At 48.8% G+C, this 26171-nt stretch carries 34 protein-coding genes and 2 pseudogenes; 16 read left to right on the top strand and 20 right to left on the bottom strand.

The genetic code is table 11. From position 1 onward, the window contains the following. Positions 1-114 precede the first annotated feature (114 nt). Complete coding sequence (locus ACMWLG_RS19365; RefSeq protein WP_045404894.1) at positions 115-753, bottom strand: response regulator transcription factor; 639 nt, start codon at positions 751-753, stop codon at positions 115-117. A 619-nt stretch (positions 754-1372) separates the two neighbouring features. On the opposite strand from ACMWLG_RS19365, the gene yedE reads away from it, so the two are divergent. From yedE to ACMWLG_RS19350, 3 genes are all read left to right on the top strand, one after another. Next, the gene (gene yedE, locus ACMWLG_RS19360; RefSeq protein ID WP_045404896.1) at positions 1373-2584 is read left to right on the top strand and encodes a selenium metabolism membrane protein YedE/FdhT; all 1212 of its coding nucleotides are present in this window, start codon (positions 1373-1375) and stop codon (positions 2582-2584) included. Continuing rightward, positions 2581-2814, top strand: a complete 234-nt coding sequence (yedF, locus tag ACMWLG_RS19355; RefSeq protein ID WP_045404898.1) for a sulfurtransferase-like selenium metabolism protein YedF — start codon at positions 2581-2583, stop codon at positions 2812-2814. Before yedE ends, yedF begins: the two co-directional genes overlap by 4 nt. Before the next feature lie 126 nt (positions 2815-2940). Further along, positions 2941-3279 (top strand): hypothetical protein, encoded by a 339-nt coding sequence (locus ACMWLG_RS19350; protein WP_047174179.1) that lies wholly within the window; start codon positions 2941-2943, stop codon positions 3277-3279. A 46-nt stretch (positions 3280-3325) separates the two neighbouring features. Here ACMWLG_RS19350 and ompW read toward each other — a convergent pair whose 3' ends face one another. Next, the gene (ompW, locus tag ACMWLG_RS19345; protein ID WP_023312086.1) at positions 3326-3958 is read right to left on the bottom strand and encodes an outer membrane protein OmpW; all 633 of its coding nucleotides are present in this window, start codon (positions 3956-3958) and stop codon (positions 3326-3328) included. A 282-nt stretch (positions 3959-4240) separates the two neighbouring features. Between ompW and ACMWLG_RS19340 the strand changes: the two genes are divergently transcribed. The 4 genes from ACMWLG_RS19340 to yciA all read left to right on the top strand — a co-directional run bounded on the left by ACMWLG_RS19340 (position 4241) and on the right by yciA (position 6510). Then, positions 4241-4645 (top strand): YkgJ family cysteine cluster protein, encoded by a 405-nt coding sequence (locus ACMWLG_RS19340; protein ID WP_021240310.1) that lies wholly within the window; start codon positions 4241-4243, stop codon positions 4643-4645. Positions 4646-4670: 25 nt separating this feature from the next. Next, positions 4671-5414: a YciC family protein gene (locus tag ACMWLG_RS19335; RefSeq protein WP_033145752.1), complete on the top strand. Its 744-nt coding sequence runs from the start codon at positions 4671-4673 to the stop codon at positions 5412-5414. A gap of 56 nt (positions 5415-5470) precedes the next feature. Next, positions 5471-6010 carry a septation protein A gene (locus ACMWLG_RS19330; protein ID WP_025756566.1) on the top strand — a complete coding sequence of 180 codons (540 nt, stop codon included), beginning with the start codon at positions 5471-5473 and terminating at the stop codon, positions 6008-6010. Positions 6011-6114: 104 nt separating this feature from the next. After that, positions 6115-6510 (top strand): acyl-CoA thioester hydrolase YciA, encoded by a 396-nt coding sequence (gene yciA, locus ACMWLG_RS19325; protein ID WP_008502796.1) that lies wholly within the window; start codon positions 6115-6117, stop codon positions 6508-6510. A 38-nt stretch (positions 6511-6548) separates the two neighbouring features. On the opposite strand, the gene tonB is transcribed toward yciA, so the two are convergent. Further along, the gene (gene tonB, locus ACMWLG_RS19320) at positions 6549-7271 is read right to left on the bottom strand and encodes a TonB system transport protein TonB (protein WP_045404905.1); all 723 of its coding nucleotides are present in this window, start codon (positions 7269-7271) and stop codon (positions 6549-6551) included. A gap of 220 nt (positions 7272-7491) precedes the next feature. On the opposite strand from tonB, the gene ACMWLG_RS19315 reads away from it, so the two are divergent. Further along, entirely contained in the window at positions 7492-7788 is a 297-nt protein-coding gene (locus ACMWLG_RS19315) for a YciI family protein (RefSeq protein WP_023327637.1), read from the top strand. Between the two features lie 41 nt (positions 7789-7829). On the opposite strand, the gene ACMWLG_RS19310 is transcribed toward ACMWLG_RS19315, so the two are convergent. Continuing rightward, on the bottom strand, positions 7830-8783 hold the full coding sequence (locus tag ACMWLG_RS19310) for a helix-turn-helix domain-containing GNAT family N-acetyltransferase (RefSeq protein ID WP_045404908.1): 954 nt from the start codon (positions 8781-8783) through the stop codon (positions 7830-7832). Between the two features lie 454 nt (positions 8784-9237). Between ACMWLG_RS19310 and ACMWLG_RS19305 the strand changes: the two genes are divergently transcribed. Then, positions 9238-10227: a lipase family protein gene (locus tag ACMWLG_RS19305; protein WP_047063710.1), complete on the top strand. Its 990-nt coding sequence runs from the start codon at positions 9238-9240 to the stop codon at positions 10225-10227. A 108-nt stretch (positions 10228-10335) separates the two neighbouring features. Here ACMWLG_RS19305 and ACMWLG_RS19300 read toward each other — a convergent pair whose 3' ends face one another. The 7 genes and pseudogenes from ACMWLG_RS19300 to ACMWLG_RS19270 form a co-directional block, all read right to left on the bottom strand. Next, positions 10336-10557, bottom strand: coding sequence for a DNA-binding transcriptional regulator (locus ACMWLG_RS19300; protein ID WP_047063712.1), 222 nt, complete (start codon positions 10555-10557; stop codon positions 10336-10338). A gap of 76 nt (positions 10558-10633) precedes the next feature. Beyond that, positions 10634-11584, bottom strand: a complete 951-nt coding sequence (locus tag ACMWLG_RS19295; protein ID WP_229218519.1) for a contractile injection system protein, VgrG/Pvc8 family — start codon at positions 11582-11584, stop codon at positions 10634-10636. Beyond that, on the bottom strand, positions 11508-11837 hold the full coding sequence (locus ACMWLG_RS19290; RefSeq protein WP_047063714.1) for a GPW/gp25 family protein: 330 nt from the start codon (positions 11835-11837) through the stop codon (positions 11508-11510). Before ACMWLG_RS19290 ends, ACMWLG_RS19295 begins: the two co-directional genes overlap by 77 nt. Further along, entirely contained in the window at positions 11834-12475 is a 642-nt protein-coding gene (locus ACMWLG_RS19285) for a phage baseplate assembly protein V (RefSeq protein WP_047063715.1), read from the bottom strand. The genes ACMWLG_RS19290 and ACMWLG_RS19285 overlap by 4 nt, the downstream gene beginning before the upstream one ends. Before the next feature lie 130 nt (positions 12476-12605). Further along, positions 12606-13922, bottom strand: a complete 1317-nt coding sequence (locus ACMWLG_RS19280) for a potassium channel family protein (RefSeq protein WP_047634922.1) — start codon at positions 13920-13922, stop codon at positions 12606-12608. Between the two features lie 139 nt (positions 13923-14061). Then, a complete protein-coding gene (locus tag ACMWLG_RS19275) occupies positions 14062-14514 on the bottom strand; it encodes a phage virion morphogenesis protein (RefSeq protein ID WP_047063720.1) in 453 nt (150 codons plus the stop codon). Next, positions 14507-14575: pseudogene (locus ACMWLG_RS19270) on the bottom strand (phage tail protein); the annotation flags it as partial. The pseudogene ACMWLG_RS19270 and the gene ACMWLG_RS19275, both read right to left, overlap by 8 nt. Here ACMWLG_RS19270 and ACMWLG_RS19265 point away from each other — a divergent pair. Together ACMWLG_RS19265 and ACMWLG_RS19260 are read left to right on the top strand one after the other, a co-directional pair. Further along, positions 14576-14764 (top strand): annotated as a pseudogene (locus tag ACMWLG_RS19265) (Presumed portal vertex protein); the annotation flags it as partial. Positions 14765-15429: 665 nt separating this feature from the next. After that, the gene (locus tag ACMWLG_RS19260; RefSeq protein ID WP_047063723.1) at positions 15430-17040 is read left to right on the top strand and encodes a hypothetical protein; all 1611 of its coding nucleotides are present in this window, start codon (positions 15430-15432) and stop codon (positions 17038-17040) included. Between the two features lie 201 nt (positions 17041-17241). Here the strand turns inward: ACMWLG_RS19260 and ACMWLG_RS19255 are convergent, their stop codons facing one another. The 5 genes from ACMWLG_RS19255 to ACMWLG_RS19235 form a co-directional block, all read right to left on the bottom strand. Then, on the bottom strand, positions 17242-19539 hold the full coding sequence (locus ACMWLG_RS19255) for a replication endonuclease (RefSeq protein ID WP_047063725.1): 2298 nt from the start codon (positions 19537-19539) through the stop codon (positions 17242-17244). Between the two features lies 1 nt (position 19540). Then, positions 19541-19804 (bottom strand): DUF5405 family protein, encoded by a 264-nt coding sequence (locus ACMWLG_RS19250; RefSeq protein ID WP_038419815.1) that lies wholly within the window; start codon positions 19802-19804, stop codon positions 19541-19543. A 22-nt stretch (positions 19805-19826) separates the two neighbouring features. After that, positions 19827-20045, bottom strand: coding sequence for a DUF2732 family protein (locus tag ACMWLG_RS19245; protein WP_014884152.1), 219 nt, complete (start codon positions 20043-20045; stop codon positions 19827-19829). 66 nt (positions 20046-20111) lie between these two features. Next, positions 20112-20612: a hypothetical protein gene (locus ACMWLG_RS19240; protein WP_029883441.1), complete on the bottom strand. Its 501-nt coding sequence runs from the start codon at positions 20610-20612 to the stop codon at positions 20112-20114. Next, positions 20609-20779: a hypothetical protein gene (locus tag ACMWLG_RS19235; RefSeq protein WP_181014053.1), complete on the bottom strand. Its 171-nt coding sequence runs from the start codon at positions 20777-20779 to the stop codon at positions 20609-20611. Before ACMWLG_RS19235 ends, ACMWLG_RS19240 begins: the two co-directional genes overlap by 4 nt. Positions 20780-20876: 97 nt before the next feature. Here ACMWLG_RS19235 and ACMWLG_RS19230 point away from each other — a divergent pair, with 97 nt between their 5' ends. After that, positions 20877-21065: a hypothetical protein gene (locus tag ACMWLG_RS19230; protein WP_000184654.1), complete on the top strand. Its 189-nt coding sequence runs from the start codon at positions 20877-20879 to the stop codon at positions 21063-21065. A gap of 2 nt (positions 21066-21067) precedes the next feature. Here ACMWLG_RS19230 and ACMWLG_RS19225 read toward each other — a convergent pair whose 3' ends face one another. Together ACMWLG_RS19225 and ACMWLG_RS19220 are read right to left on the bottom strand one after the other, a co-directional pair. Then, the gene (locus ACMWLG_RS19225) at positions 21068-21307 is read right to left on the bottom strand and encodes a hypothetical protein (protein ID WP_000042568.1); all 240 of its coding nucleotides are present in this window, start codon (positions 21305-21307) and stop codon (positions 21068-21070) included. A gap of 41 nt (positions 21308-21348) precedes the next feature. After that, complete coding sequence (locus tag ACMWLG_RS19220; protein WP_032665605.1) at positions 21349-21627, bottom strand: regulatory phage cox family protein; 279 nt, start codon at positions 21625-21627, stop codon at positions 21349-21351. A gap of 119 nt (positions 21628-21746) precedes the next feature. Here ACMWLG_RS19220 and ACMWLG_RS19215 point away from each other — a divergent pair, with 119 nt between their 5' ends. Together ACMWLG_RS19215 and ACMWLG_RS19210 are read left to right on the top strand one after the other, a co-directional pair. Then, positions 21747-22046, top strand: a complete 300-nt coding sequence (locus ACMWLG_RS19215; protein WP_032665606.1) for a helix-turn-helix domain-containing protein — start codon at positions 21747-21749, stop codon at positions 22044-22046. A 96-nt stretch (positions 22047-22142) separates the two neighbouring features. Next, positions 22143-23153 (top strand): tyrosine-type recombinase/integrase, encoded by a 1011-nt coding sequence (locus tag ACMWLG_RS19210; RefSeq protein WP_032667446.1) that lies wholly within the window; start codon positions 22143-22145, stop codon positions 23151-23153. Positions 23154-23263: 110 nt separating this feature from the next. Here the strand turns inward: ACMWLG_RS19210 and leuE are convergent, their stop codons facing one another. Together leuE and ACMWLG_RS19200 are read right to left on the bottom strand one after the other, a co-directional pair. Continuing rightward, on the bottom strand, positions 23264-23899 hold the full coding sequence (gene leuE / locus ACMWLG_RS19205) for a leucine efflux protein LeuE (RefSeq protein ID WP_045404924.1): 636 nt from the start codon (positions 23897-23899) through the stop codon (positions 23264-23266). A gap of 108 nt (positions 23900-24007) precedes the next feature. Beyond that, complete coding sequence (locus ACMWLG_RS19200; protein ID WP_086379783.1) at positions 24008-24181, bottom strand: YciY family protein; 174 nt, start codon at positions 24179-24181, stop codon at positions 24008-24010. Between the two features lie 144 nt (positions 24182-24325). Between ACMWLG_RS19200 and cls the strand changes: the two genes are divergently transcribed. After that, positions 24326-25786, top strand: a complete 1461-nt coding sequence (cls, locus tag ACMWLG_RS19195) for a cardiolipin synthase (protein ID WP_008502791.1) — start codon at positions 24326-24328, stop codon at positions 25784-25786. Between the two features lie 33 nt (positions 25787-25819). After that, on the top strand, positions 25820-26149 hold the full coding sequence (locus tag ACMWLG_RS19190) for an HI1450 family dsDNA-mimic protein (RefSeq protein ID WP_006810881.1): 330 nt from the start codon (positions 25820-25822) through the stop codon (positions 26147-26149). Positions 26150-26171: the final 22 nt, after the last annotated feature.

Genomic DNA, 26171 nt, shown 5'->3' with positions numbered 1-26171 from the left:
CGTCTGAATTTGCAGCGGGCTGGAGAAAGGGTCATTCTGAGAATGAAGATTCCGACGTTACTAACTGAGTGTTGTATCTAATCGTGGGGGCAGGTCAGCCTCAATTATGCTTTATTAATAACGTTTCCGGGGCGGGCATCGGGACTTACCAATTTGTAACGTACCGGCAGCATGGACCAAATCAGCTAAAGTACGCACCTGCATTTTATCCATAACTCTGCGTCGGTGGACCTTCACGGTAATTTCTGATATGCCCAGTTCAGACGCAATTTGTTTGTTTTGCAGGCCGTTAATCGCCAACTCAAAGGTCTGCTTCTCGCGCCGTGTCAATGCCTGATAGTTTTTACAAAGCTCGAATATTCTTTGCTGCTCTAAAAAATTATTAGTCGCTTCGATTAGCACATCTTTCACGACATTGATAAATTGTTCCGGTTCGACTGGCTTAGTCAAAAAGTCCCGAACACCTGCTTTCATCGCTTGTACGCAGAGTGGGATTGAGCTTGTCATAGTCAGGATAATTATCGGTATTGTACAGCCACGTTCCTTCAGGGCATCTATCACATCGAAACCGTTAGTGTCTGGCGTGTTAATTTCAAGTATTAAGCATGAGGGATGATCAACTATGGGGCAGGAGAGAAATTCTTCGGCATTTTTGAAGTCAAAAGTTTGATAACCTTTCGCCATTAACAATTTAACCACAAACAGCCTATATGCATCATCATCATCATCGATAACATAAACAACATCTTCCATATCACTCTCTCCTCACCAGGCCTTCGACGTACATAATACGAACGGAGGCGTCCATTCACAAAAAATTTTAGAATTGCCAGCTTCTATGTCTGATATCGTTTTATAACCGGAAGTAACAAAATCAAAGACTAACAGTCCATATGCGAATATTCTAATTTAGCAAAGGTAATTAGCATGAGGATATTCTGAAAAAAAGACACATATAAAAGTCGTTTTTGAGCAGCGGTACTGTTAAAACTCAGCTTTCAAGCAAACCCTTTTGTATATATTTGACTCATATCGCGGGAATTATCTTAGCCCTGTCGTTTTAAGGTGCAGTTTTTATATCTGCCAGGTGGTTAGCTGAATAAGAGTGCGTTTTTGGTGTTAACGCCGATTCAGGATCCACCCGCACTCCAGCCAGAGTCTCTGTCAGAACATCAGGTATATCAACGGCTCTTGCGTCTCTGAATTCCGCAGCCGTGCCGAGAATCCAAACGCAGCACGGTTTAATGACTGAGGTCATAAAAAGAGGCGGTATTTTGCAGAAAAGGTTTGGAGAGGTTTTGAGGCAAACGAAAAAGATATATATTCCAGTCCGTTAAATTCACTTACACCTTCTGAGTTCAGAGGCTTATTCATGTCATGGCACGCCTTCAAACAGACTTACCTGGTTAAGTTCTGGTCACCTGTTCCGGCCGTTATCGCGGCAGGCATTCTCTCTACCTACTATTTCGGCATCACCGGCACCTTCTGGGCCGTGACCGGCGAGTTCACCCGCTGGGGTGGTCAATTGCTACAGCTCGCTGGCGTGCATACCGAAGAGTGGGGTTACTTTCAACTCATTCATCTGGACGGCACGCCGCTTACCCGCATCGACGGGATGATGATCGTCGGCATGTTCGGCGGCTGTTTCGCGGCGGCGCTGTGGGCAAACAACGTTAAGTTGCGGATGCCCAAAAGCCGTATTCGCATAATGCAGGCGGTGGTCGGCGGTATCATTGCCGGGTTTGGCGCCCGTCTGGCGATGGGCTGTAACCTGGCCGCTTTCTTTACGGGGATTCCTCAGTTTTCGCTTCACGCCTGGTTCTTTGCTGTCGCCACGGCCATCGGCTCTTACTTTGGCGCAAAATTCACCCTGCTGCCGCTGTTCCGCATTCCGGTGAAAATGACAAAAGTCAGCGCAGCGTCTCCGTTAACCCAGAAGCCAGACCAGGCGCGTCGCCGTTTCCGCCTCGGTATGCTGATCTTTTTTGCTATGGTCGCCTGGGCGCTTTGCACTGCGATGAATCAGCCCAAACTCGGCCTGGCGATGCTGTTCGGCGTGGGTTTTGGTCTGCTCATTGAACGCGCGCAGATCTGCTTTACCTCCGCGTTTCGCGATATGTGGATCACCGGCCGGACGATGATGGCAAAGGCGATTATCGCCGGGATGGCGGTCAGCGCCATCGGTATCTTCAGCTATGTTCAGCTCGGCGTCGAACCGAAAATCATGTGGACCGGTCCTAACGCGGTCATTGGCGGCCTGCTGTTTGGCTTCGGGATCGTGCTGGCTGGCGGGTGTGAAACCGGCTGGATGTACCGAGCCGTTGAAGGTCAGGTGCATTACTGGTGGGTGGGACTGGGAAATGTTATCGGCTCGACGATCCTGGCTTACTTCTGGGACGATCTGTCTCCGGCGCTTGCCACGAGTTGGGACAAGGTAAACCTGTTGAACACCTTCGGGCCTCTCGGCGGCCTGCTGGTCACCTACGCCCTGCTGCTGGTCGCTTTTTTACTGGTTGTCGCGCAGGAGAAACGCTTCTTCCGTCGCGCGAGTGTTAAAACAGAAACCCAGGAGAATGCTGCATGAAAGAGATCGTGCCCGATTACCGTCTGGATATGGTCGGTGAACCCTGCCCTTATCCGGCTTTTGCCACGCTTGAAGCCCTACCGCAGCTCAAAAGAGGGGAAATTCTGGAAGTGGTCAGCGACTGTCCGCAATCCATCAACAACATTCCGCTGGATGCGAAAAACCACGGCTACACGGTGCTGGATATCCAGCAGGATGGCCCGACCATTCGCTATTTGATTCAAAAATGATCGCTAAGGGCCTCGCGAGGGGCCTTTATCGTATTGAATTATAAGACATCTTGATCCACGGCAAAAACGCGTTTTTTGACTTAAGTAAAATCTCACTTCCCTTTTGAAGGAGGTTTTCGCGGTTTGATGTATTTACGAGCTTTACTGGTTTTCGCCTTATTGATTCCCTTCCATGCGCTGTCCCTGAATTTCTCTTCTACCTTCCTGCGCCTTAATTGTCCGCAAAGAGGACTTGTCGAGGTCATTCTGCACGTTTATGACCATACCCAGGAACGATGGCACGGCCATTTTGAAACCGGCGCGGGACATAAACGTGCAGGTGATACCGAAATCATCCCGTTTGCCAACGGCGATATTCTCTTTCATTCCCTGTCCAGCGACGCTTTCAGCTATTTATATGATGGAGAAAATATCCTGAGGCACTGCGTAAAGCTTGATGAGCGGCCGGTTTATCCGTCGTTTTGAAGTGAGCAAAGCAAACTGGCCACCCTGTGGCCAGTTTGACGGGGGATTAGAAACGATAACCCGCAGAGAACATAAACACCCACGGATCCAGGCGAGTATTGATACTTTGCTGCTGACCGCCCGCTTTGAAGCGTACATCCGTATCAATATCCATGTACCAGACCGAGGCGTTAATCAGCCAGTCGCGGTTAATCAGATAATCCAGACCGACCTGCCCCGCCATACCCCATGAATCTTTCAGGCTGAGGTCAGTCAGACCGGCCTCTTTACCGGTATCGTTAAACTTCTCGTCGAAGAAAGTGGTGTAGTTCACACCGGCGCCAATATAAGGACGCACCTTGCTGCTGGCATCACCAAAGTACCATTGCGCCATCAGCGTTGGCGGTAAATGGTGAACCGTAGCGATATCACCGGTTGCGCCCAGACCTACGCGATGACGGAACGGCGTTGCAGCCAGAAGCTCAACACCAACGTTTTCCGTCGCCATATAGGTGAACGTTAACCCTAACTGGGTGTTATTACTGACGTTAAAACCGCCCATACCCAGCACGTTATCCGATCCTTCAGTCGGGCGAACCGTAGCCGAACCGGCACGAATAAAGAATTCGCCTGCTTCATGCGCATACGCGCCGCCAGAGAGACTGCTTAATACAAGGGCTGCCACCGCTAATTTTTTCATATCCGCTCCATCGTTGTGGTTTTAATCGCGGATGAGAATATACTCACAAATGAGTAATAAGTGATCTGCTACAGATCACATTAAAACCAGTAACTTAACATTCATTGATCTGGATTAATTTTTTGTTACGCATCCAAAAGTGATAAGTTGTTTCCATGTCAATTTTTGGCATTTCACGGTTACAAAATTTTCCCTTTTCCCCCTCTTGCTCTTCCTCTGGCGGCTGGATAATTTATCGCTCTCACAAGTTGATTTGATGCGTTCTTCTTTAGCAGGTGTGCCATGAGTGATATCAACCCGTGCATGACGTGCGGAGCCTGTTGTGCGTATTTTCGAGTCTCTTTCTACTGGGCCGAAGCCAGCGATGGCGGCGGTACCGTTCCGGTTCATCTCACAGAGCCGCTAACGCCTTTTCTGCGCTGCATGAGCGGCACAAACCAAAAGCAGGCCCGCTGCGTGGCGCTACAGGGCGAGCCCGGGGTCTCTACCAGGTGTTCCATCTATGAGGATCGGCCCAGCCCGTGCCGGGAATTTGCCATGTCGGGGGAAGATGGGCAGGTCAACGAAGCCTGTAACCGCGCCCGCGCCCGCGTTGGATTACCGCCGCTTTACAAAGATATGCTTTTCCATACAAGCCTTGATGCTGCCACAGCAGGTGCATCCGGTGTACAATTGCCGGCTAATTAACACCTGCAATACTCAAGGAGAGTGCATGTCTATCACGGCGAAGTCTGTCTACCGTGACACGGGAAACTTTTTCCGCAATCAGTTCATTACCTTTTTACTGATCGCGTTGCTTTGCGCCTTTATCACGGTGGTGCTGGGTCATGCGTTCTCACCGAGTGAAGAACAGATTGCCAGCCTGAGCCAGGGCGACCATCTTGCGGGTAGCGTGGGGTTGTTTGAGCTGGTGCAAAACATGACGCCGGAGCAGCAGCAAATTCTGCTGCGCGCTTCTGCCGCGTCCACCTTCTCGGGCCTGATTGGTAATGCAGTTCTGGCGGGCGGCGTTTTGCTGATGATTCAGCTTGTATCGGCGGGTCACCGGGTCAGCGCCTTACGGGCGATTGGTGCCAGCGCGCCGGTCTTACCTAAGCTGTTTATCCTGATCTTTTTGACCACCCTGCTGGTGCAGATGGGGATAATGCTGGTCGTGGTGCCGGGCGTACTGCTGGCTATCGTGCTCTCGTTTGCCCCGGTGATGGTCGTGCAGGATAAGATGGGTATTTTTACCGCGATGCGCAGCAGCATCCGACTGGCATGGGCTAATATGCGTCTGGTGGCTCCCGCCGTGATCGGCTGGCTGCTCGCCAAAACGCTCCTGCTGTTGTTTGCACCGAATTTTGCGGTATTAACGCCGAACGTTGGCGCGGTAGTGGCGAATACGCTGAGCAACCTGATTTCAGCGGTACTGCTGGTCTATCTGTTCCGCCTGTATATGTTAATTCGTCAGTAATCCAGAGGCGGGAGGCATCGCAGCCTCCCGCCCCGCTCAGAAGATGGAATCACAGAATGAAGCAGTTTCTTGATTTTTTACCGCTCGTGGTCTTTTTTGCTTTTTATAAGCTGTACGATATTTATGCCGCGACCACTGCGCTGATCGTTGCAACGGCAGTTGTTCTGATCTACAGCTGGGTTCGCTATCGTAAAGTCGAAAAAATGGCGCTGGTCACCTTCGTCCTGGTCGCCGTATTCGGCGGACTGACTCTGTTCTTCCATAACGATGAATTTATCAAGTGGAAAGTGACCGTGATTTACGCCCTGTTTGCGGGCGCATTATTAATCAGCCAGTGGGTGATGAAAAAACCGCTGATCCAACGCATGCTGGGCAAAGAGCTGACGCTGCCTCAGGAAGTCTGGTCCCGTCTGAATATCGCCTGGGCGGTCTTCTTTATTCTCTGCGGTCTCGCTAACATCTATATTGCTTTCTGGCTGCCGCAGAATATCTGGGTCAACTTCAAGGTCTTTGGCCTGACTGCGCTGACCCTTATCTTCACGCTGTTAAGCGGCGTATACATCTATCGCCACATGCCGCAAGACGACAAGCACTGATTAATGACTGACCAGAACGTCAACGACAGGCGTTCTGGTCTATTCTCTCCACTGTAAAATCATAGTAGCATCCCGCCTGAAGTCTTCCGTTACGAGTTAAAACAATGACAACAACTAACGCCCCGCAGGGCGAACTGGTTTTACGCACACTGGCAATGCCCGCTGACACCAATGCCAATGGCGATATTTTTGGCGGCTGGCTGATGTCGCAGATGGATATGGGCGGCGCAATTCTGGCAAAAGAGATTGCCCACGGGCGCGTGGTGACGGTGCGAGTGGACGGCATGACCTTCCTGCGCCCGGTTGCGGTGGGAGATGTGGTTTGCTGCTACGCGCGCTGCGTCAAACGCGGCAACACCTCTATTTCAATCAACATCGAAGTATGGGTTAAGAAAGTCTCTTCTGAACCTATTGGGCAGCGTTATAAGGCCACCGAAGCGCTGTTTATTTATGTTGCAGTGGACAGCGAGGGCAAACCTCGTCAACTTCCGCAGGCCTGATTGACAGGCAAAAAAAAGCCTCCATCAGGAGGCTTTTTTTATTCCATTTGCGCCCCGCCGTTCAGGCGGAAAACTATATTCACAATCAGTCCGTTGCCCGGTTTCCCGGCCTCATAGCGCCATCTGCGCATCGCCGATTTCACTTCGCGCTCAAACATATTAGAAGGCTGAGCGGACAAGATTTCCACGTTATCCACGCGGCCATCGGCAGTAACGTCAAATTTAACCCTTACGCGGCCTTCAATACGCAAGGCCTGCGCTCGCGCCGGATACTGAGGCTGGTTGCGACTCAGCGCGCGCGGACCCGCAGGGGCACTGATTGTCGGCTTAGGCGCGGCTGCGGTGTTATTCATCACCGGACGCGAAGGCGCCGCATTCTCCACCGTCTGGGTCGCGCGCGGTTCAACCGGACGTTCCTCGCGTTTCGGACGCTCCTCGACCTTCTTCACCGGCTTTGGCTTCGGCTTAGGTTTTGGCTTCGGTTCAGGTTTGTGGATCACTACCGGGGCTTCCTTCGGTGGCTCCGGAACGGGCTCGGGTTCTGGCTCAGGCTCTGCCACCGGCTGCGGCGGCGGAGGGGCAACCTGCGGCGGCTCGAGATCCGCTGGCGATACCATCGTCACGGAAATCGGCTGCGCGGGCGCGGGCATTTCAATAACCTGATGAACCGAGGTATACAGCAAACCCGCCACAACGGCACCGTGAATCACGACAGAAAGCAGCGTCGGCCAGGGAAAGCGGCGAGGTAAATCAAGGGTCATCGAAGTCATATTCATCAACGTTAAAAAACCGAACCATGATTTTAAATGCAAATAGCAATCATATTCAATAAGACACTATGCTCTGGCGCAACTTTAGCGCCTGAGAGGCCAAAAAAGGCGCATTCAGATCAGGGTATTAACATTGTTTTTATTTTACATTGCAGTCGTTTGCCCTTTCACATAACGTAACTGACACTTTTACCGGTTAAGGAGCTTCGCCGTGTTTTACGTAATTTACTCTGAAGATGTTGCTGATTCGCTCGAAAAACGCCAGTCTGTACGCCCTGCGCATCTGGCACGTTTGCAGCTGCTCCAGGATGAAGGCCGATTACTGACCGCTGGCCCCATGCCCGCAGTCGACAGCAACGATCCGGGTGCTGCCGGTTTTGCCGGCTCCACGGTTATTGCTGAATTTGAATCCCAGGAAGCCGCTCAGGCCTGGGCTGATGCAGACCCGTACGTTGCAGCGGGTGTGTATGCAAAAGTGACGGTGAGGCCGTACAAAAAAGTGTTCTGATACCGAAGCGGCTCCGAAAGGAGCCTTTTTTATGGTGGCGATTACGCGTCTCTGTGCCGGGTAAACTGCTGTTCTGTAATCAGGCTCCCCCACTGGTCGCCTTCCCACTCTTTTACCAGCGTAAACCCAAACGACTCGTACAGACGTCGTGCGGCGCTCAGCTTATTGAATGTCCAGAGATGCACGGCAGAAAAACCAACGCTGTCACAAAAGCGCATCGCTTCATTCAGCAGTTTTTTCCCCACGCCGTGTCCCCGACAGCCATCATCAAGAATAAACCAGCGAAGATGGGCTTCACCCGGCGCCAGATCCTCGCCATCGATCGCCACCGAGCCGACAATTTTGTCGTTGAGTACTGCCAGCCAAATCTGGTTACAGGGCTTCTCCAGTCTTTCACTGAACTCGGCCAGTCCTGAAGCCACTTTGGCCTCGAAGAAGCGACCAAAGTTATGCTCCCGCGAATAATAACTGCCATGCATCTCCGCAATACGGCCAATCATGCCGGGGATGTACCCCTGCACTATCTTCAGCTCGTCGGGCTGCATATCGTTGCCCGCCTCGCGGCATGCCAGCAGCGCGTTGGCATAAAGGGAGAGCCCCTCAGAAATGGTCTGCTGCTGCGCTGGAGCAAGACCCTTTATTGCTGTGACCACGCGCTCGTTGCTGAAGGCATTAATTTTGCTGACCGTCTCGTGACCTTTCGCGGTCAGCCTGAGGCTCTTTGCTCTCGCATCCTCAGTAGAAATGACCTCCTCAAGTTCGCCCGCGGCAATCAGGCGAGCCAGCATCCGGCTGACGCTGGACTTTTCCAGGCCCAGCAGTTGCACCAGCTGACTCGCCGTCATCTCCTTACGCAGAGCAATTTCGACCAGAGTATGGACGGCCGAAGGCGAGTAATTCGTTGAGGCCAGGGTAGACCCCATAAAACCTAACTCTCGCACCATCAGGCGCGAGGAACGTCGAATAACACTGACTAGTGGAGTTTCGCTGTGCATGTTGTGCCCTCATCGGTTAGTTGCACTATACAACTAACAGTTGAGGTGTTGTCAAACATAATAAAAAGGCTCCCTCAGGAGCTTTTTAAAACGACTCAACACAATGAAATAAAAGGATTTATTTTAGGTCACGTCCACATATTGGCCACATCGATACAAGAAGCCCTCTCAAAAACGGGGGCTTTGTTTTGGCAATCCAATAAGAGATAGTGAATGTGAGTGCCAATGCCAACAACTCAAGTCGTAAACCCCAACTTTGACCGAGAAGTTAACATTACTTTGTGACTCGTTGAAAATGGCATAAGTGCTCATCAAGACGATATCAAACTGATTACAGATAAAACTTTTCCTCAGGAAAGAGTGTTATGCATATAACCCCTTGATATTAAAATCATTCACATGATATTTTTGAATACTACACAGACGTCTTTAGTAATTCATAAGGAGTTATAAATTGTCTGAATATGCACTCAATGATATTTACAATCTTGTTCGAATTTTAGACGACCCAAAAACTGAAGAAACCAAGAAAAACAATACATTAAGATATATATGCTCCATGTTTGCAGAACTCGCTTACTATCACATCCCGAAATGGGAAATCGATGCACAGAAACGAGTCAAATTAATTCCTTGCCAAGGTTATCGCTCATGGATAAAGGATGGAGGCGAAACAATTGACTTAAGTGCAGTAACACAGTCCCTCGATTTGCCTGGATTCGAAGTTTCCACTCGAAGTGTCGTGGCCGTAGGACGAGTTGTACAGGACAAACTTTTCATTAGTGTACGCGGTACTGCATTTCTGTATGACTGGAGATTAAACTTTCGGGCCAGTCCTGTCGCTGTTGACATGGGCATAATTGAAGACCACTGGTTTATACCGTACAACAGAGCTCACATCGTTCGATTCCACGGAGGCTTTGCTTATGAAGCCATACGCTTATTTCCGCTGATTAAGAAAACTCTCAACTCACTGGATTATCAAAATAAAGAGATATACATTTGTGGACATTCATTAGGAGGAGCTGTGGCAGCTATACTGCAGGAATTGCTACGATTTAATAGCCATCCAGCCTATATTTTCGGTGCGCCAAGATATGCAGATCTACCGGCTTATTTCCATCGCGAACAGCTCCCACCAGTTCAAACTCGGCGACCAGTCGATATAGTACCGATTTTGCCTCCTCGCTTTATGGGGTATGTTGATCATCCATGTGAATTATCTACGGACGGTACAGAGTACTTCGACCCTGAACCTTACTCTCAACTGTTTGGTGATTGGTTGCGTTGGGGAAAATTCTTGTACGACGGGTTTGAACCTCATGATATAGAAAATTATCGAAAAGAAATTGGTTTATCAGCAGGTCTTGTTGATGTTGATTTGCCTCTTATTCCTTTTGAGCAAATAAAGAAAAATGATTTAAACTCCAAACAAAAAAACTGAAAGATAAAGTCTCTTCAGTGGCAATATCTTTATTGTTCGTTACATTAGCTTAGATAACAAGAGTAAATTCCAAATGAAAAAGCCCCGCATTCGGGGTTCTTTCATCGGTCACATCCAATGGATTTGTTGCTGACCCGAAGTAGTCGGATGCGGCGGCGCTGGCACTACCTCACCCGGCGAAACGATAAAACGCTCCACCGTCTCAGTGGTGACAAATGTACAGCTGCAGTTGATGTTTGTGCACTGGTGATACCGCTCTTTGGTCGTATCAGTAAAGTAGCGGCTTGTGCGGGCGTGAGCGGCGAAATGGCATTTTGGACAGTGAAACATAGCGAGCACCTCATTTAATTTCCGATGAGTTAATTTTACTCACTTTATCCCTATATAACAAATAGTTAAAAGTAAGTCACTGCGTTAATTCTTCGCTTTCATACTCCACATCCAAAACCCTAACCTCAAGCTCTAAGCCCGTCGTGTAGCCGTTGCTGTTGAGGTTATGCACCACCCGGCTGATTATCCACGCCTGATCGTCTATGACGCGCTTAAACCCTTTCACCGCGATGGGCGTTTCAGGAAATAAATCTGCCCGGCCAATCGCCAGCAAGATTGAAAACTCCGCAACGCCGCGCTGCAGTTTGTCCCACTTCGCCTGCGCGGCGCGCATGGCCTGCGCCTTAGTCGCGTAGATGGTCGTCAGTTCCAGCACGTTGTCAGCCTCACCGGCCATATACTCACCCTCGCGCGCTTCCTGCTCTTTTTTGGCTTTGGCCTTTCCCGGGGCTTTGGTCGCTTTCGGGTGCTGCAGTGCGCGGAGGTGCTTCTCTTTGGGCTTACGTTTGAGCTTCACCTTTTGCTTTTGCGGCTTGGGGTCTTTGGTGTGCAGCCATTTTGCCGTCACGCCGGTGTAGGCTTCCCGGTCAGCAATGGCAAACTGATGACGATCGCCGTCGCCGCGCTCAAGCGTCATCTGCGGAATGGGCTTACCGCTGGCAGTTTTACCGCTCCCCGCTTTCAGGAATAACAGTTTCCCCGCTTTTACCGAAACCGACGCCCCGTTCCGTTCAGCCAGGCGGGACAGAAACACCGCGTCCGATTCCTGCGACTGGTCAATGTGAGGCACGGCGACGGCTTTCAGCGTGTCGGCCACGCTGGCCGTCAGCTTATTGCGTGCCGCAATCGTCTCCACAATTTGCCCGAGCGTGGTGTCATGCCAAGACTGTTCCCGGCGCGAGTTCAGCGTCCCGCGAAAATCGGCGCTTCGCCCCCGGATGGTCAGCGTATCAGGTGCGCCCCTGTGCTCGATTTCGTCGACCGTGAACGTCCCTTTTTTTATCAGCGCGGATCTCCGACCGTTCAAAGGTGATGGTCGAGAGATTTACGCGGGGCTCCCACTTCTGGATCGCGGAATAGCACGCGGCCATAATCTGCAGGCGCAGCGCCGGGGTCTGCGGCTGGTCAATCATCTGCGACAGGAGCGAGCCGTATTCACGGCGCATGACGCGCGAGCCAACCGGCGTGACCAGAATGTCGCGTACGCTTTGCCGGATATGCTCAACCTCAGAGATACTGAGGCCGGTCTGGCTGTTCATTCCCAGATAACGCACCGTCATTGCGTCCCCTTAGTCCAGCTTCCGCCGCTCTGTACGTTGCCGTGCGCGTGGTTATCCACCTGCACGCCGTTTGATTTCAGTGTCCCGCCGGTGTGCTCGATGTCCCCGCTCATCTTCCCGCCGTTCTTCACTTCGAGCGTGCCGGTTGTCAGCTTGTTGGTGCACACCACCTCCGGCGTATCGAGCGTGATGTGGCTCGACGCTTTAACCAGCAACACCGGCACGGTGGCCGTAATGGACTCAGACGCGGTGACGTCTGCGGTTTTGATGCCTGACACGGTGAGCGCGCCGTTTTCGGGCTCGTACTCAATAACCGCCCCGTCAGGAAAGGAAACATGAAGCGCATCAGGGGAGGTAGACGGCGCGGGATGGTCATCCGAGAAAATGCCGGGCAGCACAAACGCCGTATCGAGCTCGCCGCCGATCGCCAGCAAAAGCACCTGCTCGCCAACGGATGGAGCCCACCATACGCGCGAGCGACCGGCGCGGCAGGTTAGCCAGTTCAGCCAGGTGGTTTCCATGCCGCCGGTCTGGACACGACAAAGCCCCTCGTCGTGGTCGACGTCGGTCACGATGCCGGTGCGGATAAGGTTGCGGATCGCGCGTGCGATTTCCTGCAGAGAATTTAGATTATTCATGGGGAAAGGATGCCGCCAGTGGATGACGACGGCAATTCAATGGAGCTGTATGATGAATAGAACAACTACTGCTGCAGGGTGTTCAATGATGACAGAGACTGTTTCTGCTCAACAAATTATTATATAAAAACTAATATCGTTTGGTCTTAGAGGCATAACCAGCAAGAAATAACCCCATAAGAACCAACCCGGAAAATGATTCAACCGCTGAAAATAAGCGCAAAAAATCGCTTTCTTGAGTAATATCACCAAAGCCTAGCGTGGTAAATGTAACAATACTAAAATAAAGTGCCTCAACAAATGTTTGAGTATTGGACTTCGCACTAAAGTAATAAACAATAGTAGAGAGACAAACGATCAATAAAGATGTACCAAGAGCTCTTAATGGCCTCTCCCCAAAACCCCAAGCAAAATAGTTAAATGCATCAGGAAAACTTTTCAAAAACATTTTCACCTTAAACCTGAACCTTTGCCTCTTGGTCATTCTAAACGTATGATCTCTAAAATTTTGCCATGAACAAAGCGACTCTAACATCAATGCTTTTCTTTTCTTATAGTAATACTCACCTGCTTTTGAATAATCATTTGCATTACTAAACAACTTTGTAACAACATCGAAAAAATCACTTTCTGATTGATATGAAAACTTCCTTTTTCGATCATAGGTGAACTCACATTGGCTATCAAAACGAGCAAAATCACAAACCGCATTAAAATTACAACCATTAACTTTCATGTGCATGATATTTGCCGAACTGAGTTTCAAATCAATATGACATCTATTAAAAGAAAATTCTTGAAAACTTCCATTTTGTAAAATTATCCCATTATGCTTTATTTGAATTTCCGATAACTTACATTCTTTAAACTTAAGAAATGCGACACTACCATCTATCATGAGATTAACAGCAGAGGAACAATATATGTAGAGGTGACTATTATTCATTGGCTGTATAAGGTTTAGGTTATCTAGCGATACAAAATCTAATAACTTGCTTGAAAGATTTGTACCTTTTAAAATTCCATCACCTAAATTTCTCAAAGGAACTTTACCCATAAAATAATGGTGCCCCTTCATAAATGCATTAATAGAAAATTTATTTCTCGCCACATTGCACTCGTCATCACCGACTTCACCCCTTAACCAGAGGAAGTAAGGGGTTAACACAATAAAATCTTCTATCCATGCACTTTTTTTCTTTTCCTCGAAATCCATAACCCCGTCATCCCATAAATAAACCTTACCGTGTTGCTTGCATAGATAAAGAATAACATCACTTATTAAAAATCTTGCCAAACCATGTTCAAACATGATCTCTTTGGTAATCCCTTGTTGCTTCATCCATTTTTCAAAACGAGGCAACTCCTTTTTGAATAATTCGAATAAAGGAGGATAATCAATCTCTCGACGCATCTGATTAAATTTTTCCGCAGACAACTCAAACATACCCAAAAGACCTCAACTTGACCATTAAAAGACCCAGACACATAATCTTAAGTGATTAGAGTGCGTTATGCTAGGTAATCATATTGATCAAATTTGATTAAACCTCCAAAAATCATAAGAAATTAAAGCCCCCTGTATGTCACCTCAAAAAACATACTTTGTATATTATCTCTTCTATAAGCTCTTTATCGCTAGGATTAACACCCAACAATTTTCGTTCTGGGTACTTTAAATCTGAAACATATCGATTTGGCCGGTCTTTAAGGCCGTAATGATGAATCTGGGCGATGCGCTGCACTTTGCCGGTAAACTCAACCACGGCACTGTTTTCACGGCCAGTGGCTTTCATGTACCGGCTCGTGCGGAGCTTCTGGAACATCGCCCGCTTAATCCGCCCGGTCTTAGCCCTGAGCGGCTGACGCTTTCTCGCCTGATACGGCGAGCCGTCCGGGGCTTTCTGCAGCTTGATGCGTTGCTGTTGCGACTTGCGCAGCTCCTTTGCTATCTCTCCGGCCAGCTTACGGCGTGAAGCCGGTGACAGGGCAGCAATCAGACCATTGAGTCTGTCGTCAAAGGGCTTAAATTCACTCATCCCATTTGCTCACCAGTTCGCCGTTGATATAAAGCTCTTTTGGCCGGGTGACGGGCTCCGGCACCGCGTACCGTTCCAGCTCATGGGCGGCAAGCCTGAAAATATCGGCTCGATGGGGGATATTGAGAAGGTGGCGCGGGTATTTGTGCGTAACGAGCTGACGCCGCTGCAGGAGCGTTTCAAAGAGATTAACGATTGGTTAGGAATGGAGGTGATCCGCTTTAAGGATTACAGCATAGAGACCGACTAAACCCGCCCAAAATGCCGCCTCCGGGCGGCACTTACACAGAGCGCACCAGACGTCTCACACGCCCCGTAATCCCTTGCTCACCTCGTCACCCAACCGAAAGCACAGCGCGCTACCACGACGCGCACAGACGCGCAAAATAAATGCTGTTATCACGTCTGGCGCGCAGTGCTATCCCCGCCTCGCCTGCGCGCTTAACGGAGCGCTTTTGATGCAAGTGCATCAGCAGCATTGAGCCGCGCCAGCACTTGCGCAGGCTGGCAAAAACTGGATTAAGAAACGGATGCAAACTCATGCACCTCATGCATGCATTACTAAAATATGGTCCAGTCCGTGGGGGAAAATCCTAAAAGTATTAAGAGTGCCTGTTTGGTGCGCCCTGTATCATGCAATTGACCGCGCAAGATGAGTGATAATCTAGTGTGTCGTGAAAGATGAAACTCAATGTGTCATCTTTCACGGCACATTAAGAACCTATTGATTGTTTCCGTTAATTTGATAACTTCATCATCGTAGCTAATGCTTCGCGATGAGGCAGCACCACTTAACCAGCCCCATAGTCTTAGGACTGCTGTTAACTTGGCTGTAGTTAACTGATACCTTGCCTAATGTTACTATCGAGTACAGTTACCAAGAAAATACACCTAATCATATTTATGGAACATTACATGCAAATTAATAGAGGCACTATTTGGCATACATACACAACACAATCGCCTGAGTATACAGACACTGAGAAATTTGGAACCGAGTTGATCAATACTGGCTTATTTCTTTCAATCCTAACGCCAGACAACACTTTTAGTTATATTGCAAACTCTATCCCAACCTCAACAAAAATAGAATTAAGGTATGAAAACAATGATAACGGCGTAAGTGTTATAGGATTTGATAAAATCCAGAACTCAGGCACTTGCGTCCTTACTGCCAATGCCTTAAATCAATGCATTAACATAAGACTTTCAGAGAGAAAACTATTCCACACATTAAATAATGATTATTATGAAAATATAATATGTTGCCTAAAGCCCATTATCGTTAAAAATAACAACATTGAATTATTTATTTACCCCATCATACGATTATATAAAAATGGTATATCTCATGTGACATTTATTGACGCTGAAGAACGCTCTATTGATTTAGAGGCTTTTATTAAAAACGTCTTAAGTCTTCCGTTTGAATTAAACCATTCAATTACCACTAGTATTGAGTTCGCGGTGCAATCATTATTGCTTGATTATTCAGGAATGTCATTACTCAATAGACATAAGCTAAAAGATCACATAAAAAATAGCATGAGATTATTAATTGGCAACTCAAAGGAAATGGAAATTAATGGTTCAATAATAACCGGAAAATATGTTGACTATGCAAACTCGCTGCAAATACAACATAATCTTAGCGACATTGCCAGATACCTTATAGCTATTATATTTAATACAATAAACAAGAAAAATCTAAAGAGCCTCCTCTTTGGCAACAATACTTCTGATTTTTACAACTTTTGGCAAGGAAAACCAAATGTATATATTTTTGAGCATGAAAATCAAAAGAACAGCGCTTCCGAAAATGCTAAGGAAAACGAAAAATTAGTCTTCTTATTGCTAGGGAAAAGCCATCTCTTAGCAAACAAAAAACAGTCTAAGGAATACATAGACCATCGAGCCTTTGATGATTATAATTTTTACTCGGAGCAGGGTTTAGCGCTAACTTTACTTTCCAGCGGGATTAATAATGAGTATTTTAAGAAAGAATATACAGAGGAAAATTTAAAATGGGACAACCAAATTAAAAGTGAGCTAAGAGATTACATTTCCTTTTTCTATGAATCCAAAATAAACAAAATTGAAAATGAAAAAACTCACCTTGGCCTTGCAAAAATTCAAGAGGACATACTTTTATTTGAAGAGTGGCTTAGGATTTTCTCAAGAAAATACGGTGAAATACAAGATTTCGTCCTTAAAACGAAAAATTCAGAGGATATAAAAATCGCCCGCAAAAGCGTTATTGAAATAATAAAATCTAGGATGCAAGTGATCAAACTCATCGATGCAGATCGCAGTGAGAAAGGAAATAATAAAATAACAATGGCATTTGGTTTGATTGCGTCCACATCATTATCACCAGTTATTGTGAAGCCATTATTTGAAACATTTAAGCTGTCAGCCCCAATTAAAAGTGGCGCGTTAAAAAACTATGAAGATGCAATTTATTTTTTTACATCAATATTTTTTATATGGTTGATAATAAAAATAATCAACTTCAGAAACAAATAGACAAAAAACACACTTTCGAGATCAATGGCTAATGCAATTATGAATTACATTAGCTTTTTTTTAAAATCGAGTGAAGATTTAACTTTTAAAGCAAGATTGTCAATCTCTGCTAAAACTAATAGCAAGTTTACATGCTGGCCATGTTGTATACTTTCACTGCAAGGTGATAATGAACATACAATTTGTCATAAAATCACCTAATTACTTACTCAAATTTTCCACAAGAAAAAATACCGCCCAGTCGTCTTTGATCTCATATTTGAACTTTTTATCACCAAAGATAACCGTTGCCCCACGCGCGAGCACGTCGAGTTCCCACCGTTCCGGAGTAATGCCCTCCTGAGTCAAATCGTGACGAATTTTTGGGACGTGATCCCTTTCGGGTTTTGTCATCCTGGCTGATGGTGCTTGCTCTCTCGTTTTAAGCGGCGCATTGCTTCCTTGCTGGCGATTTTTGCACGGCGCGCCAGCTCTTAACGCGCCGTTAAGCACCTTCACGACGTCTGGCTCATTCCAGCCGAGAACCCCGCGTTCAATCAGATTTAACACCGCTGCGGCTTGCTCAGACGGTGTGGGGTTCATAACTGAATCGCCACCGCCGGTGAGCTTTCTACAGTTATTGACAGGACTCCGAGGCGCGGCAGAGCCGCTTTTTAAGGTCAAAGGCTCAACGGCCAAAACCTTTGGAACGATTCGCCATTCGGCTGTACGGGTTACATGGACATGGTGAGCCCCGAGGTGAGGGGCATAAATACCGACCACCCTCTCGATATCTTCCTCGAACTCGTTAACCTCATCCGTAAGCTTACGGGCGACCCTGACGGCCTGAGCATCACGCGGCATATTTGCCCCACCCTGCGCGATGATGTACCGCTCAAAATCCCCCTCATCTGCAGCTGCTCGCGCGGCCTCGACCCTGTCGTCAAACTCGCAGGCAATACTCACCCCACGCGGCAATTTGCGCAGTTCGCGGTAAGCGCCCATAGTCGGGAGACCAATCGGTTTAAACTGAGGGATACGCCATGTTGACGCCCATGCGGCGACGGCTGCGGCCGTATCTTTCAGAGGCTTGCCGGTGTCGTGATCGAGCTGGCCGTCAAGCGCGTAACCGTCGATATTTTTTGCAATGTATTTAGCGATATAACCCGCCGCCCCGCCCTGATTAAGATGGCGTGACTCAAAGCGCTGTTTTGCCGCGCCCTTTTCGTGTCCGTCCTCTTTGAGGGCATAACGACGCATAATTTCGTTAATGGCTTTACGCTGACCGGGTTTGCAAAACAGCATCATGTGCCAGTGTGGCGTGCCGTCGTGGTGCGGTTCGACAACGCGCATCCCGTAAACCTCTAAATCGTTATCTTTGAAAGCTGTACGCATCAGGCTCCAGATTCGGCATAGATAGCGCTGGCCATCTTTGGGTGTGAATGCTGTTTCGTTCCAGCCGTGATTGAGCTGCACCGTTTTGCTTTCACCTTTGCCAACCTGACGGGTCGGGTGATACTTCGATGGCGTGGTCAGCGTGATAAACATTCCCACGTCACCAACGCTGGTCGCGTAACGTTCAATCCCGGCGATAGTGTTCATCAGCTCCATGCGGCGTATTTCAGGGTTAGAAATACTCCCCATGACCTTACTGATGAGGTCGATACGTTCACCGGTGACTTTGTTTTCCAGTTCACAGGATTTCAGGTATTCGAGATTAGCCAGGCGGCGCGAGTGAACATCGCGGATCGCCATTTTGCTTGCGTAAGGTGAACGGTCTTTGTTGACCTCACCGGCAGCGATGAGCAGCGCCTCGCGCCAGCGCATCCGCTGTGCTTTGAGCTGGTTGAACCACCACTCGTCTTTAATCAGGCGGGAAATAGTGGAAAATGCCATGCGGATCGTCATCTGCCCCTTACGGTATTTTTTCCAGTACATCGGGGTGATGTTAAATGCGCGAGCAATACCGGCCACTTTCCCATATAGGTGCGACTGAGCTTCATCGGTGAAAAGTGTCTCTTTCCCGCCGTGAGCCTCCGCCCAGGCGTCGCTTAACTCCTCGTATTTGCTCCAGAGCTGAGAGGCAATTCTGGCCGCAAATTTCCTGAGCTCTTTGTCATTCATATCTGGTAAGCGCGCATACTGGTCGCGCTCGGACAGAAAACCAATCGAGGCGGATTCATTCATCCCGCACAGCTCATTAACACGCTCAAGACGTGGCAGCAGCTTGCGCTCAAACGTGTTTTTAAGAAAATACAGCCCACCCAAAGGGCTCTTTTTACGGCGGATGAAGTTATAACGCGATGTAAACAGCGTTTGCAGGAAAAATGGCAGACGGTCAATACGGTTTAAAACACCTTGCACCTGACGGAGTTCGGCACGTGTAAGGGGTCTGTCGCGGCCAATAGCCTCTTTGTTGACGTTATTCCAGGGATAAGCACCAACGAATGAATCACTGGTGCCCTTCAAAAATGGTGGTGGTGGCGAGGGGGCAATACGCCCCCGAGATTCGATGGACATACTATTTAAAGGCGTCCAGACATTGCTTCCCCAGGCGTTCAATTCGAGCTTCCAAAGCTGAGAAGCCAATAAGATCGCTGGTCAAAAGATCATGCAATACCAGGCCTGAGATAAGCTTAGGGATAGTTGGGTAGTAACCCACAACGTCCAGCCAATCCTTGCCTTTGTTCTTCCCGGATGTTGCGGTCTTCTTCTCCTGCAAAATGAATTGATAGCGGTCACTGGTGATGACGTATTGGTTATTAATCTCGATGTGTATGCTCATTTTTGCTTCCTGTTAACAGTGGTTAACCAGCTCTACCGAAAATTGAGTTGTGTAACTTTTCCGACTCCTGGCCTAATAACTCGATAATCTCGGTGCGATTAAGTTCTGACTTACTGATGTACGCGATAAGCCCATCAAACTGAGAAGAGAAACGGGTCGCCAAGTCGCGCTGTGCCTCGCTTACTGCCTGCGCTAGAAGTGCCGAATACATCCCCCGCTGCGCTGTATTTTGCTTTTGCATTTGCCTATCTCCGGACAAAAGGAGTCCCCACGCTGTAAGGCGCGTAATAAATCGAATCCAGATTAATTAATGTAAATACTGCTCAGGTTTTACCGAGGTTAAAATGGTTGGTGCGTACTCAAAAAGGCTGAACAGCTCTCGCAGAGCGCGGAAAAGTTTGTCGCGCCAATAACAGCCCTCTTCGTTCAAACGCCAGTGCGGCATCATAAATTCCTGCTCTGTCAGCCCCGCATGAAGAAACAGTGATCGCCTTTGGCTAACGGTCAGGCGGCTGATGAAAGTTGCTTTCGACACGCCAAGTTGGCGGTGCCGGGCGAATGCATTTCTCAATTCATCAAGCGCGCAAACAAGACGCTCACGATCGGCTTCGGTCATTTCCTCTAAGCGCATGACAGAGTGGCGCTGTTTTAATTGAGCGTGGAAACAAACCGTAAGACGCTCCCGCTCCATCATCTGATTGTAAAAATCGCAAGTGTCCTGCCAGCGAGGCTGAGCCAAATACTTGCAGACCAGACCGCGAAGCGCTGTTGGTTGTTTCTGGATCACGTCCAGTGTCATTACCGTCATAACCACAGTCCTCTCTTTTTGACCAGACGGCGAACCTTCTCGAAAACGCCCGGCTTACGGGTCCGGATGATTATGCCCTTGCGGCCGCGACCGTGAGTGATGGTGAAGTTGATCGGATTAGGGTTTTCTCTTCGAAGCAACTGTGCAATACAGCGAGGCTCTTTCATAAATTCTCCTTAGGGAGTCGGGTTTTAACCATGCCCGACACATGGCCTTGTGATAGGATCGCATCGCCAAAAACAAGCCAATCACATGAGGTATTTCATGACTAATCAACAAAATGATGAATTAATTGCCACTCTAAAATCAGCCATTGCATTGGTTAATTCTTCCTCTGATGCGATCTCTAATCGTGAGAAGGCTGAGGAAATCAACAAACTGTCAATCCAGTTGAGAGAGGCAGTTCAATCTAAAATGCCTGTCACGCATAAAAGCTTTTTAGATATCAACTAAGCTCAAATACTGGTGGGGTTTGCCATAACCCCACGTTCTTTTGCTAAAAATTCTAGATACAGACCTGCAATCTCCTCATAGGCAACATCAAGTTCAAAAACTTCTCCCGACGTCAGATGCACCTCAACTTTGTCGGCTGTTTCAGTGCGCTCACGGATAGCGGCCACGCTTTTTAAGTCGATCAGCACCCGCATACCATTAGTGATATGACGAATGCAGCCATGCTTTATTGGTTTTGACATGCAATTTCTCGATTGAATTTGAATGAAATAGATGAATCTAATTACCGTGAAGGTTGCCCTAAGCCGAGCCACATCAACCAACCATCGCGAATCTCTCTAGGACGGCTTTCATATGCCATCTTCATACCGTTGTTCCATGCCGGAAGGTAGACCCAATACTCCCCAGCTCTTCCAGTAGCAGATTGTGGGTCGGTCATTTCAATGATTGGTAATTTGCCTTTCTCAATCATCCCTTTTACGGCCGCCGGGGTTTTACCTATCAGGCGTGCAAACTCCTGATATGGAACTGCGTCAGTTGCGCTCTCTAACGTCTTCTTCATCTGGTACACTTCTCCGTTAGCGTTTTAATTGCTCTTAATGGCTTATAATTGCCTTTAGTGTAACTACGAATGCAAAACAATGGATACCATGAACACAAAATTACGCAATAGGAGTAATCATGTCAATACACGTTTCAGAGAAGCTAAAACTCATGCGGGAGTCAGAGAGGCTAAACCGTAGGGAAGTCAGTGACTTGACTGGCGTTCCTTATAGTTCACTTTCGAGCTATGAAAGCCGCTCCAAAAATGCAGGTGTAGAATCCATAATGAAAATTCTCCAGCACCCTCGTTTCACGAAATACACGATGTGGTTTATGACTGATCAAATAGCACCTGAAGCTGGGCAAATTGCACCGGCTCTCGCGCACTTTGGGCAGCAGACAACAACGTCACCCCACTCAGACCAGAAAACTGGCTAACCATTTACGGCGCTTTTTTGTGCAGCAAATGCACAGTGAGTTTTTGCTATTTAAATCAGGAAATTGAAGTACGCAGTAACATCATCGGGAGGCTTTATGTCTGTTAAAAAGCTCGATGATGGTCGATATGAAGTGGACATTAGACCGAGCGGGCGTAACGGAAAACGCATCCGTCGGAAGTTCGACAAGAAAAGCGAGGCGATGGCTTTTGAAAAGCATACTCAATATAACCATCACTCAAAGGAATGGCTTTCAAAACCAACGGACAAACGCCAATTGTCGGAACTGAAAGAATTATGGTGGAAGCTGAAAGGTAAACATGAGGAGCACGGTCAATCGTATCTCAGGAAAATTGAGCGTTTCGAAACGATGACCGGAAACCCGTGCGCTTTCCAGATTACCAAGAGCCTGATAACGCAATATTGTGCTCAACGCCGGGGTGAAGGTATTAAGCCAACAACCATCAACCGCGACCTGATCACACTAGGTGGGATGTTTACTACCCTGATTGAGTCAGAGCTCTATAACGGTGAACATCCATTCAGGGGATTCAAAAAACTGAAAGAGCAGACAGCCGAAACGGGCTATCTCACTCTTGAGGAAATTGACGCCTTACTAGCTGCGCTCTCAGGTGATAATCGTAAAATTGCGGTTTTATGCTTGAGCACCGGGGCAAGATGGGGAGAAGCGGCACGGTTAAAGGCGGAGAACGTGATTCATAACCGGGTGTCTTTCGTTAAGACGAAAACCAACACACCGCGCACGGTCCCGATCTCTGATGACGTTGCGGCTTACGTAGTCGGCAAAACACGAGGCTTTTTGTTTCCTGAGGCCAGTTATGCTGACTTCAGGCGAACCCTCAAAGAGGTTAAGCCCGATTTACCGGCCGGACAAGCAACACATGCGCTACGACACTCTTTCGCCACGCATTTTATGATTAACGGGGGCAACATCATCACACTGCAGAGGATCTTAGGTCATACGAAAATTGCGCAGACAATGGTCTATGCGCACTTCGCTCCTCAGTACCTGCAGGACGCGATTTCGCTTAATCCGTTGAAGGGTGCTAATGGTGGTCAGAGTGTCCACAATGTGTCCACACCCTAGCCGCTTTTTATGGCTTTTGACTGCTAGTAGTAAAACGTGAAGCCTTGTCTGGCGCGGCTTTCCAGCTACGCCAGACATTAAAAAGGCTCCCGCAGGAGCCTTTCAAATCATCAATGCAGCGACGCTAATCTCGCCGCAAACCCGACAAACAGCAGCCCTATTAGCCCGTTCCCCAGCTTTGCCAGCTTCTTTTTTGTTTTCAGATAACGCGTGACAAACGCACCGGAGAAGATCAGGAAGCTCATGTACATAAAGCTTATCAACTCCAGCGTCGTCGCAAGGATCAGGAAAGAAGTGCCGGTACTCTTCGCATTCACGTCAATGAACTGAACGAAGAACGATACGTAGAACAGAATCGCTTTGGGGTTGGTCAGGCTTAACACCAGGGAACGTTTCATGATCATACTGGCAGGTTCGGGGCCGCTCTCATGCGCGTTTTTTTGACGGTTTACCACCGACCAGAGCATTTTGCCCCCCAGCCAGAGCAGATAGAAAGCCCCGAGATAGCGCACGATATTAAACAGTACCGGCGTGGTCTGGATTAATGCCGCGACGCCCGCCCAGGCCAGAAACATCAGCACCGCATCGCCGATAAATACGCCCGTGGCGGCAAGATACCCTTTTTTAACGCCGTGACCGATCCCGGTTTTTAGCACAAACAGGGTATTCGGCCCTGGCACCAGCACGATAAAAAATGCGCCGACAACATACGTCCAGAAATTCAGTACGCCAAACTCCGCAAACACTTCTCCCTCCTTTTGCTAAACACAACAGGAATATCGCTGCAAATACGCTATTCCTAAAAATCAGACGCTATAAAATCAGCGGGCACCCGTTACGGTGCCCTCATGGTTTCAGATATCCTGGACTGCGAACAGCAACGCGTTGCGGTGCCTGGTCAATCCACATTTTCTGATGGCGTGAATACGCATATTGCGGCGGGATTGAGCTTCCAGCCAACGAGCCTTGCGACGACTCACCTGTCGCAACATGCGCCAGCGCCCTACTTCTGTTCTACTGCGCTTCATGTCTACAACTCTTTAACTAACAGAGTCGCCATTATAAACCCAACCCGGCAGCAAACCAGCGCTTTTACCTGGCGTTTTTATTTGCCAGATGAATCCTGATGCGTACACTCATAACAATACGCTTTCAAAAGGATTTTTTTACCTATGACAACCTTCTACACCGTGGTGAGTTGGCTGGTCATTTTGGGATACTGGCTGTTAATCGCGGGTGTGACATTACGCATCCTGATGAAGCGCAGAGCCGTACCCTCTGCCATGGCCTGGCTTCTGATCATTTACATCCTCCCGCTGGTGGGAATTATTGCCTATCTCTCTTTTGGTGAGCTTCATCTGGGTAAACGCCGTGCCGAGCGCGCCCGTGCCATGTGGCCCTCCACCGCGAAGTGGCTGAACGATCTTAAAGCCTGCAAACATATTTTTGCCGAGGAGAACAGCAGCGTCGCCTCCTCACTGTTTAAGCTGTGCGAGCGCCGCCAGGGGATTGGCGGCGTTAAGGGCAACCAACTGCAGCTGCTGACCTCCTCCGACGACGTCATGCAGGCGTTAATCCGCGATATTCAGCTGGCGCGTCATAATATCGAGATGGTTTTTTATATCTGGCAGCCCGGCGGGATGGCTGACCAGGTCGCTGAGTCGCTGATGGCCGCCGCGCGGCGCGGCATTCATTGCCGCCTGATGCTTGACTCCGCGGGTAGCGTGGCATTTTTCCGTAGCCCCTGGGCGGGCATGATGCGTAATGCCGGGATCGAAGTGGTTGAGGCGTTGAAAGTGAATCTCCTGCGCGTGTTTCTGCGCCGGATGGATCTCCGCCAGCATCGCAAAATGATCATGATCGATAACTATATTGCCTACACCGGCAGCATGAACATGGTCGACCCGCGCTTCTTCAAACAGGACTCAGGAGTAGGTCAATGGGTTGATTTGATGGCGCGAATGGAGGGGCCGATTGCCACCTCGATGGGCATCGTTTATTCCTGCGACTGGGAGATTGAAACCGGCAAGCGTATCCTGCCGCCGCCGCCGGACGGCAATATTATGCCGTTTGAGGAGGCCAGCGGTCATACCATTCATACCATTGCTTCCGGGCCGGGCTTCCCGGAGGACTTGATCCATCAGGCGCTGCTGACGGCAACCTACTCGGCGCGTGAATATCTGATCATGACGACGCCCTACTTTGTCCCCAGCGACGACCTCCTGCACGCCATCTGTACAGCCGCGCAGCGCGGTGTCGATGTGAGCATCATTTTGCCGCGCAAAAATGACTCTCTCCTGGTGGGCTGGGCCAGCCGGGCATTCTTTAGCGAACTGCTGGCCGCCGGGGTGAAAATTTACCAGTTTGAAGGCGGATTGCTCCACACCAAGAGCGTGCTCGTCGACGGTGAGCTGAGCCTGGTGGGCACGGTCAACCTGGATATGCGCAGCCTGTGGCTCAACTTTGAAATCACGCTGGTCATTGATGATGCCGGCTTTGGCGGCGATCTCGCGGCGGTGCAGGATGATTATATCTCCCGCTCGCGTCTGCTGGATGCCAGACTGTGGGTAAAACGTCCGCTGTGGCAGAGAATTGCCGAACGACTGTTTTACTTCTTTAGTCCGTTGCTGTAAAACGTGCCCAACGATGTTAAACAGGTAGTCATCATGGAAATGGATCTGAACAATCGCCTGACCGAAGACGAAACGCTCGAGCAGGCCTATGACATTTTTCTCGAACTGGCGGTTGATAACCTCGATCCCGCAGACGTGATCCTTTTTAATCTGCAGTTCGAAGAGCGCGGCGGTGCCGAGCTGTTTGACCCTTCAGAAGACTGGGCTGAGCATGTGGATTTCGACCTGAACCCTGACTTTTTTGCCGAAGTGGTAATTGGGCTGGCAGATGAAGACGGTGGTGAAATTAACGATATTTTCGCTCGCGTCCTGCTGTGTCGAGAGAAAGACCATAAGCTGTGCCATATACTCTGGCGCGAATAATAAAAAAGGCTGCGATTGCAGC

The sequence above is a fragment of the Enterobacter sp. 01-M-02-SI-ECC genome, from assembly GCF_047530595.1.
Classification (GTDB): Bacteria; Pseudomonadota; Gammaproteobacteria; order Enterobacterales; family Enterobacteriaceae; genus Enterobacter; species Enterobacter cloacae_M.
Note: the sequence above shows the minus strand (reverse complement) of the source record. Positions and strands in the feature narration are given on the sequence as shown.

Coding starts and splice junctions, on each gene's coding strand:
- ACMWLG_RS19365 (WP_045404894.1), bottom strand. CDS start 753: ATGGAAGATGTTGTTTATGTTATCGATGATGATGATGATGCATATAGG.
- yedE (WP_045404896.1), top strand. CDS start 1,373: ATGTCATGGCACGCCTTCAAACAGACTTACCTGGTTAAGTTCTGGTCA.
- yedF (WP_045404898.1), top strand. CDS start 2,581: ATGAAAGAGATCGTGCCCGATTACCGTCTGGATATGGTCGGTGAACCC.
- ACMWLG_RS19350 (WP_047174179.1), top strand. CDS start 2,941: ATGTATTTACGAGCTTTACTGGTTTTCGCCTTATTGATTCCCTTCCAT.
- ompW (WP_023312086.1), bottom strand. CDS start 3,958: ATGAAAAAATTAGCGGTGGCAGCCCTTGTATTAAGCAGTCTCTCTGGC.
- ACMWLG_RS19340 (WP_021240310.1), top strand. CDS start 4,241: ATGAGTGATATCAACCCGTGCATGACGTGCGGAGCCTGTTGTGCGTAT.
- ACMWLG_RS19335 (WP_033145752.1), top strand. CDS start 4,671: ATGTCTATCACGGCGAAGTCTGTCTACCGTGACACGGGAAACTTTTTC.
- ACMWLG_RS19330 (WP_025756566.1), top strand. CDS start 5,471: ATGAAGCAGTTTCTTGATTTTTTACCGCTCGTGGTCTTTTTTGCTTTT.
- yciA (WP_008502796.1), top strand. CDS start 6,115: ATGACAACAACTAACGCCCCGCAGGGCGAACTGGTTTTACGCACACTG.
- tonB (WP_045404905.1), bottom strand. CDS start 7,271: ATGACCCTTGATTTACCTCGCCGCTTTCCCTGGCCGACGCTGCTTTCT.
- ACMWLG_RS19310 (WP_045404908.1), bottom strand. CDS start 8,783: ATGCACAGCGAAACTCCACTAGTCAGTGTTATTCGACGTTCCTCGCGC.
- ACMWLG_RS19300 (WP_047063712.1), bottom strand. CDS start 10,557: ATGTTTCACTGTCCAAAATGCCATTTCGCCGCTCACGCCCGCACAAGC.
- ACMWLG_RS19290 (WP_047063714.1), bottom strand. CDS start 11,837: ATGACGGTGCGTTATCTGGGAATGAACAGCCAGACCGGCCTCAGTATC.
- ACMWLG_RS19285 (WP_047063715.1), bottom strand. CDS start 12,475: ATGAATAATCTAAATTCTCTGCAGGAAATCGCACGCGCGATCCGCAAC.
- ACMWLG_RS19280 (WP_047634922.1), bottom strand. CDS start 13,922: ATGTTTGAGTTGTCTGCGGAAAAATTTAATCAGATGCGTCGAGAGATT.
- ACMWLG_RS19275 (WP_047063720.1), bottom strand. CDS start 14,514: ATGAGTGAATTTAAGCCCTTTGACGACAGACTCAATGGTCTGATTGCT.
- ACMWLG_RS19260 (WP_047063723.1), top strand. CDS start 15,430: ATGCAAATTAATAGAGGCACTATTTGGCATACATACACAACACAATCG.
- ACMWLG_RS19255 (WP_047063725.1), bottom strand. CDS start 19,539: ATGTCCATCGAATCTCGGGGGCGTATTGCCCCCTCGCCACCACCACCA.
- ACMWLG_RS19250 (WP_038419815.1), bottom strand. CDS start 19,804: ATGAGCATACACATCGAGATTAATAACCAATACGTCATCACCAGTGAC.
- ACMWLG_RS19245 (WP_014884152.1), bottom strand. CDS start 20,045: ATGCAAAAGCAAAATACAGCGCAGCGGGGGATGTATTCGGCACTTCTA.
- ACMWLG_RS19240 (WP_029883441.1), bottom strand. CDS start 20,612: ATGACGGTAATGACACTGGACGTGATCCAGAAACAACCAACAGCGCTT.
- ACMWLG_RS19235 (WP_181014053.1), bottom strand. CDS start 20,779: ATGAAAGAGCCTCGCTGTATTGCACAGTTGCTTCGAAGAGAAAACCCT.
- ACMWLG_RS19230 (WP_000184654.1), top strand. CDS start 20,877: ATGACTAATCAACAAAATGATGAATTAATTGCCACTCTAAAATCAGCC.
- ACMWLG_RS19225 (WP_000042568.1), bottom strand. CDS start 21,307: ATGTCAAAACCAATAAAGCATGGCTGCATTCGTCATATCACTAATGGT.
- ACMWLG_RS19220 (WP_032665605.1), bottom strand. CDS start 21,627: ATGAAGAAGACGTTAGAGAGCGCAACTGACGCAGTTCCATATCAGGAG.
- ACMWLG_RS19215 (WP_032665606.1), top strand. CDS start 21,747: ATGTCAATACACGTTTCAGAGAAGCTAAAACTCATGCGGGAGTCAGAG.
- ACMWLG_RS19210 (WP_032667446.1), top strand. CDS start 22,143: ATGTCTGTTAAAAAGCTCGATGATGGTCGATATGAAGTGGACATTAGA.
- ACMWLG_RS19200 (WP_086379783.1), bottom strand. CDS start 24,181: ATGAAGCGCAGTAGAACAGAAGTAGGGCGCTGGCGCATGTTGCGACAG.
- cls (WP_008502791.1), top strand. CDS start 24,326: ATGACAACCTTCTACACCGTGGTGAGTTGGCTGGTCATTTTGGGATAC.
- ACMWLG_RS19190 (WP_006810881.1), top strand. CDS start 25,820: ATGGAAATGGATCTGAACAATCGCCTGACCGAAGACGAAACGCTCGAG.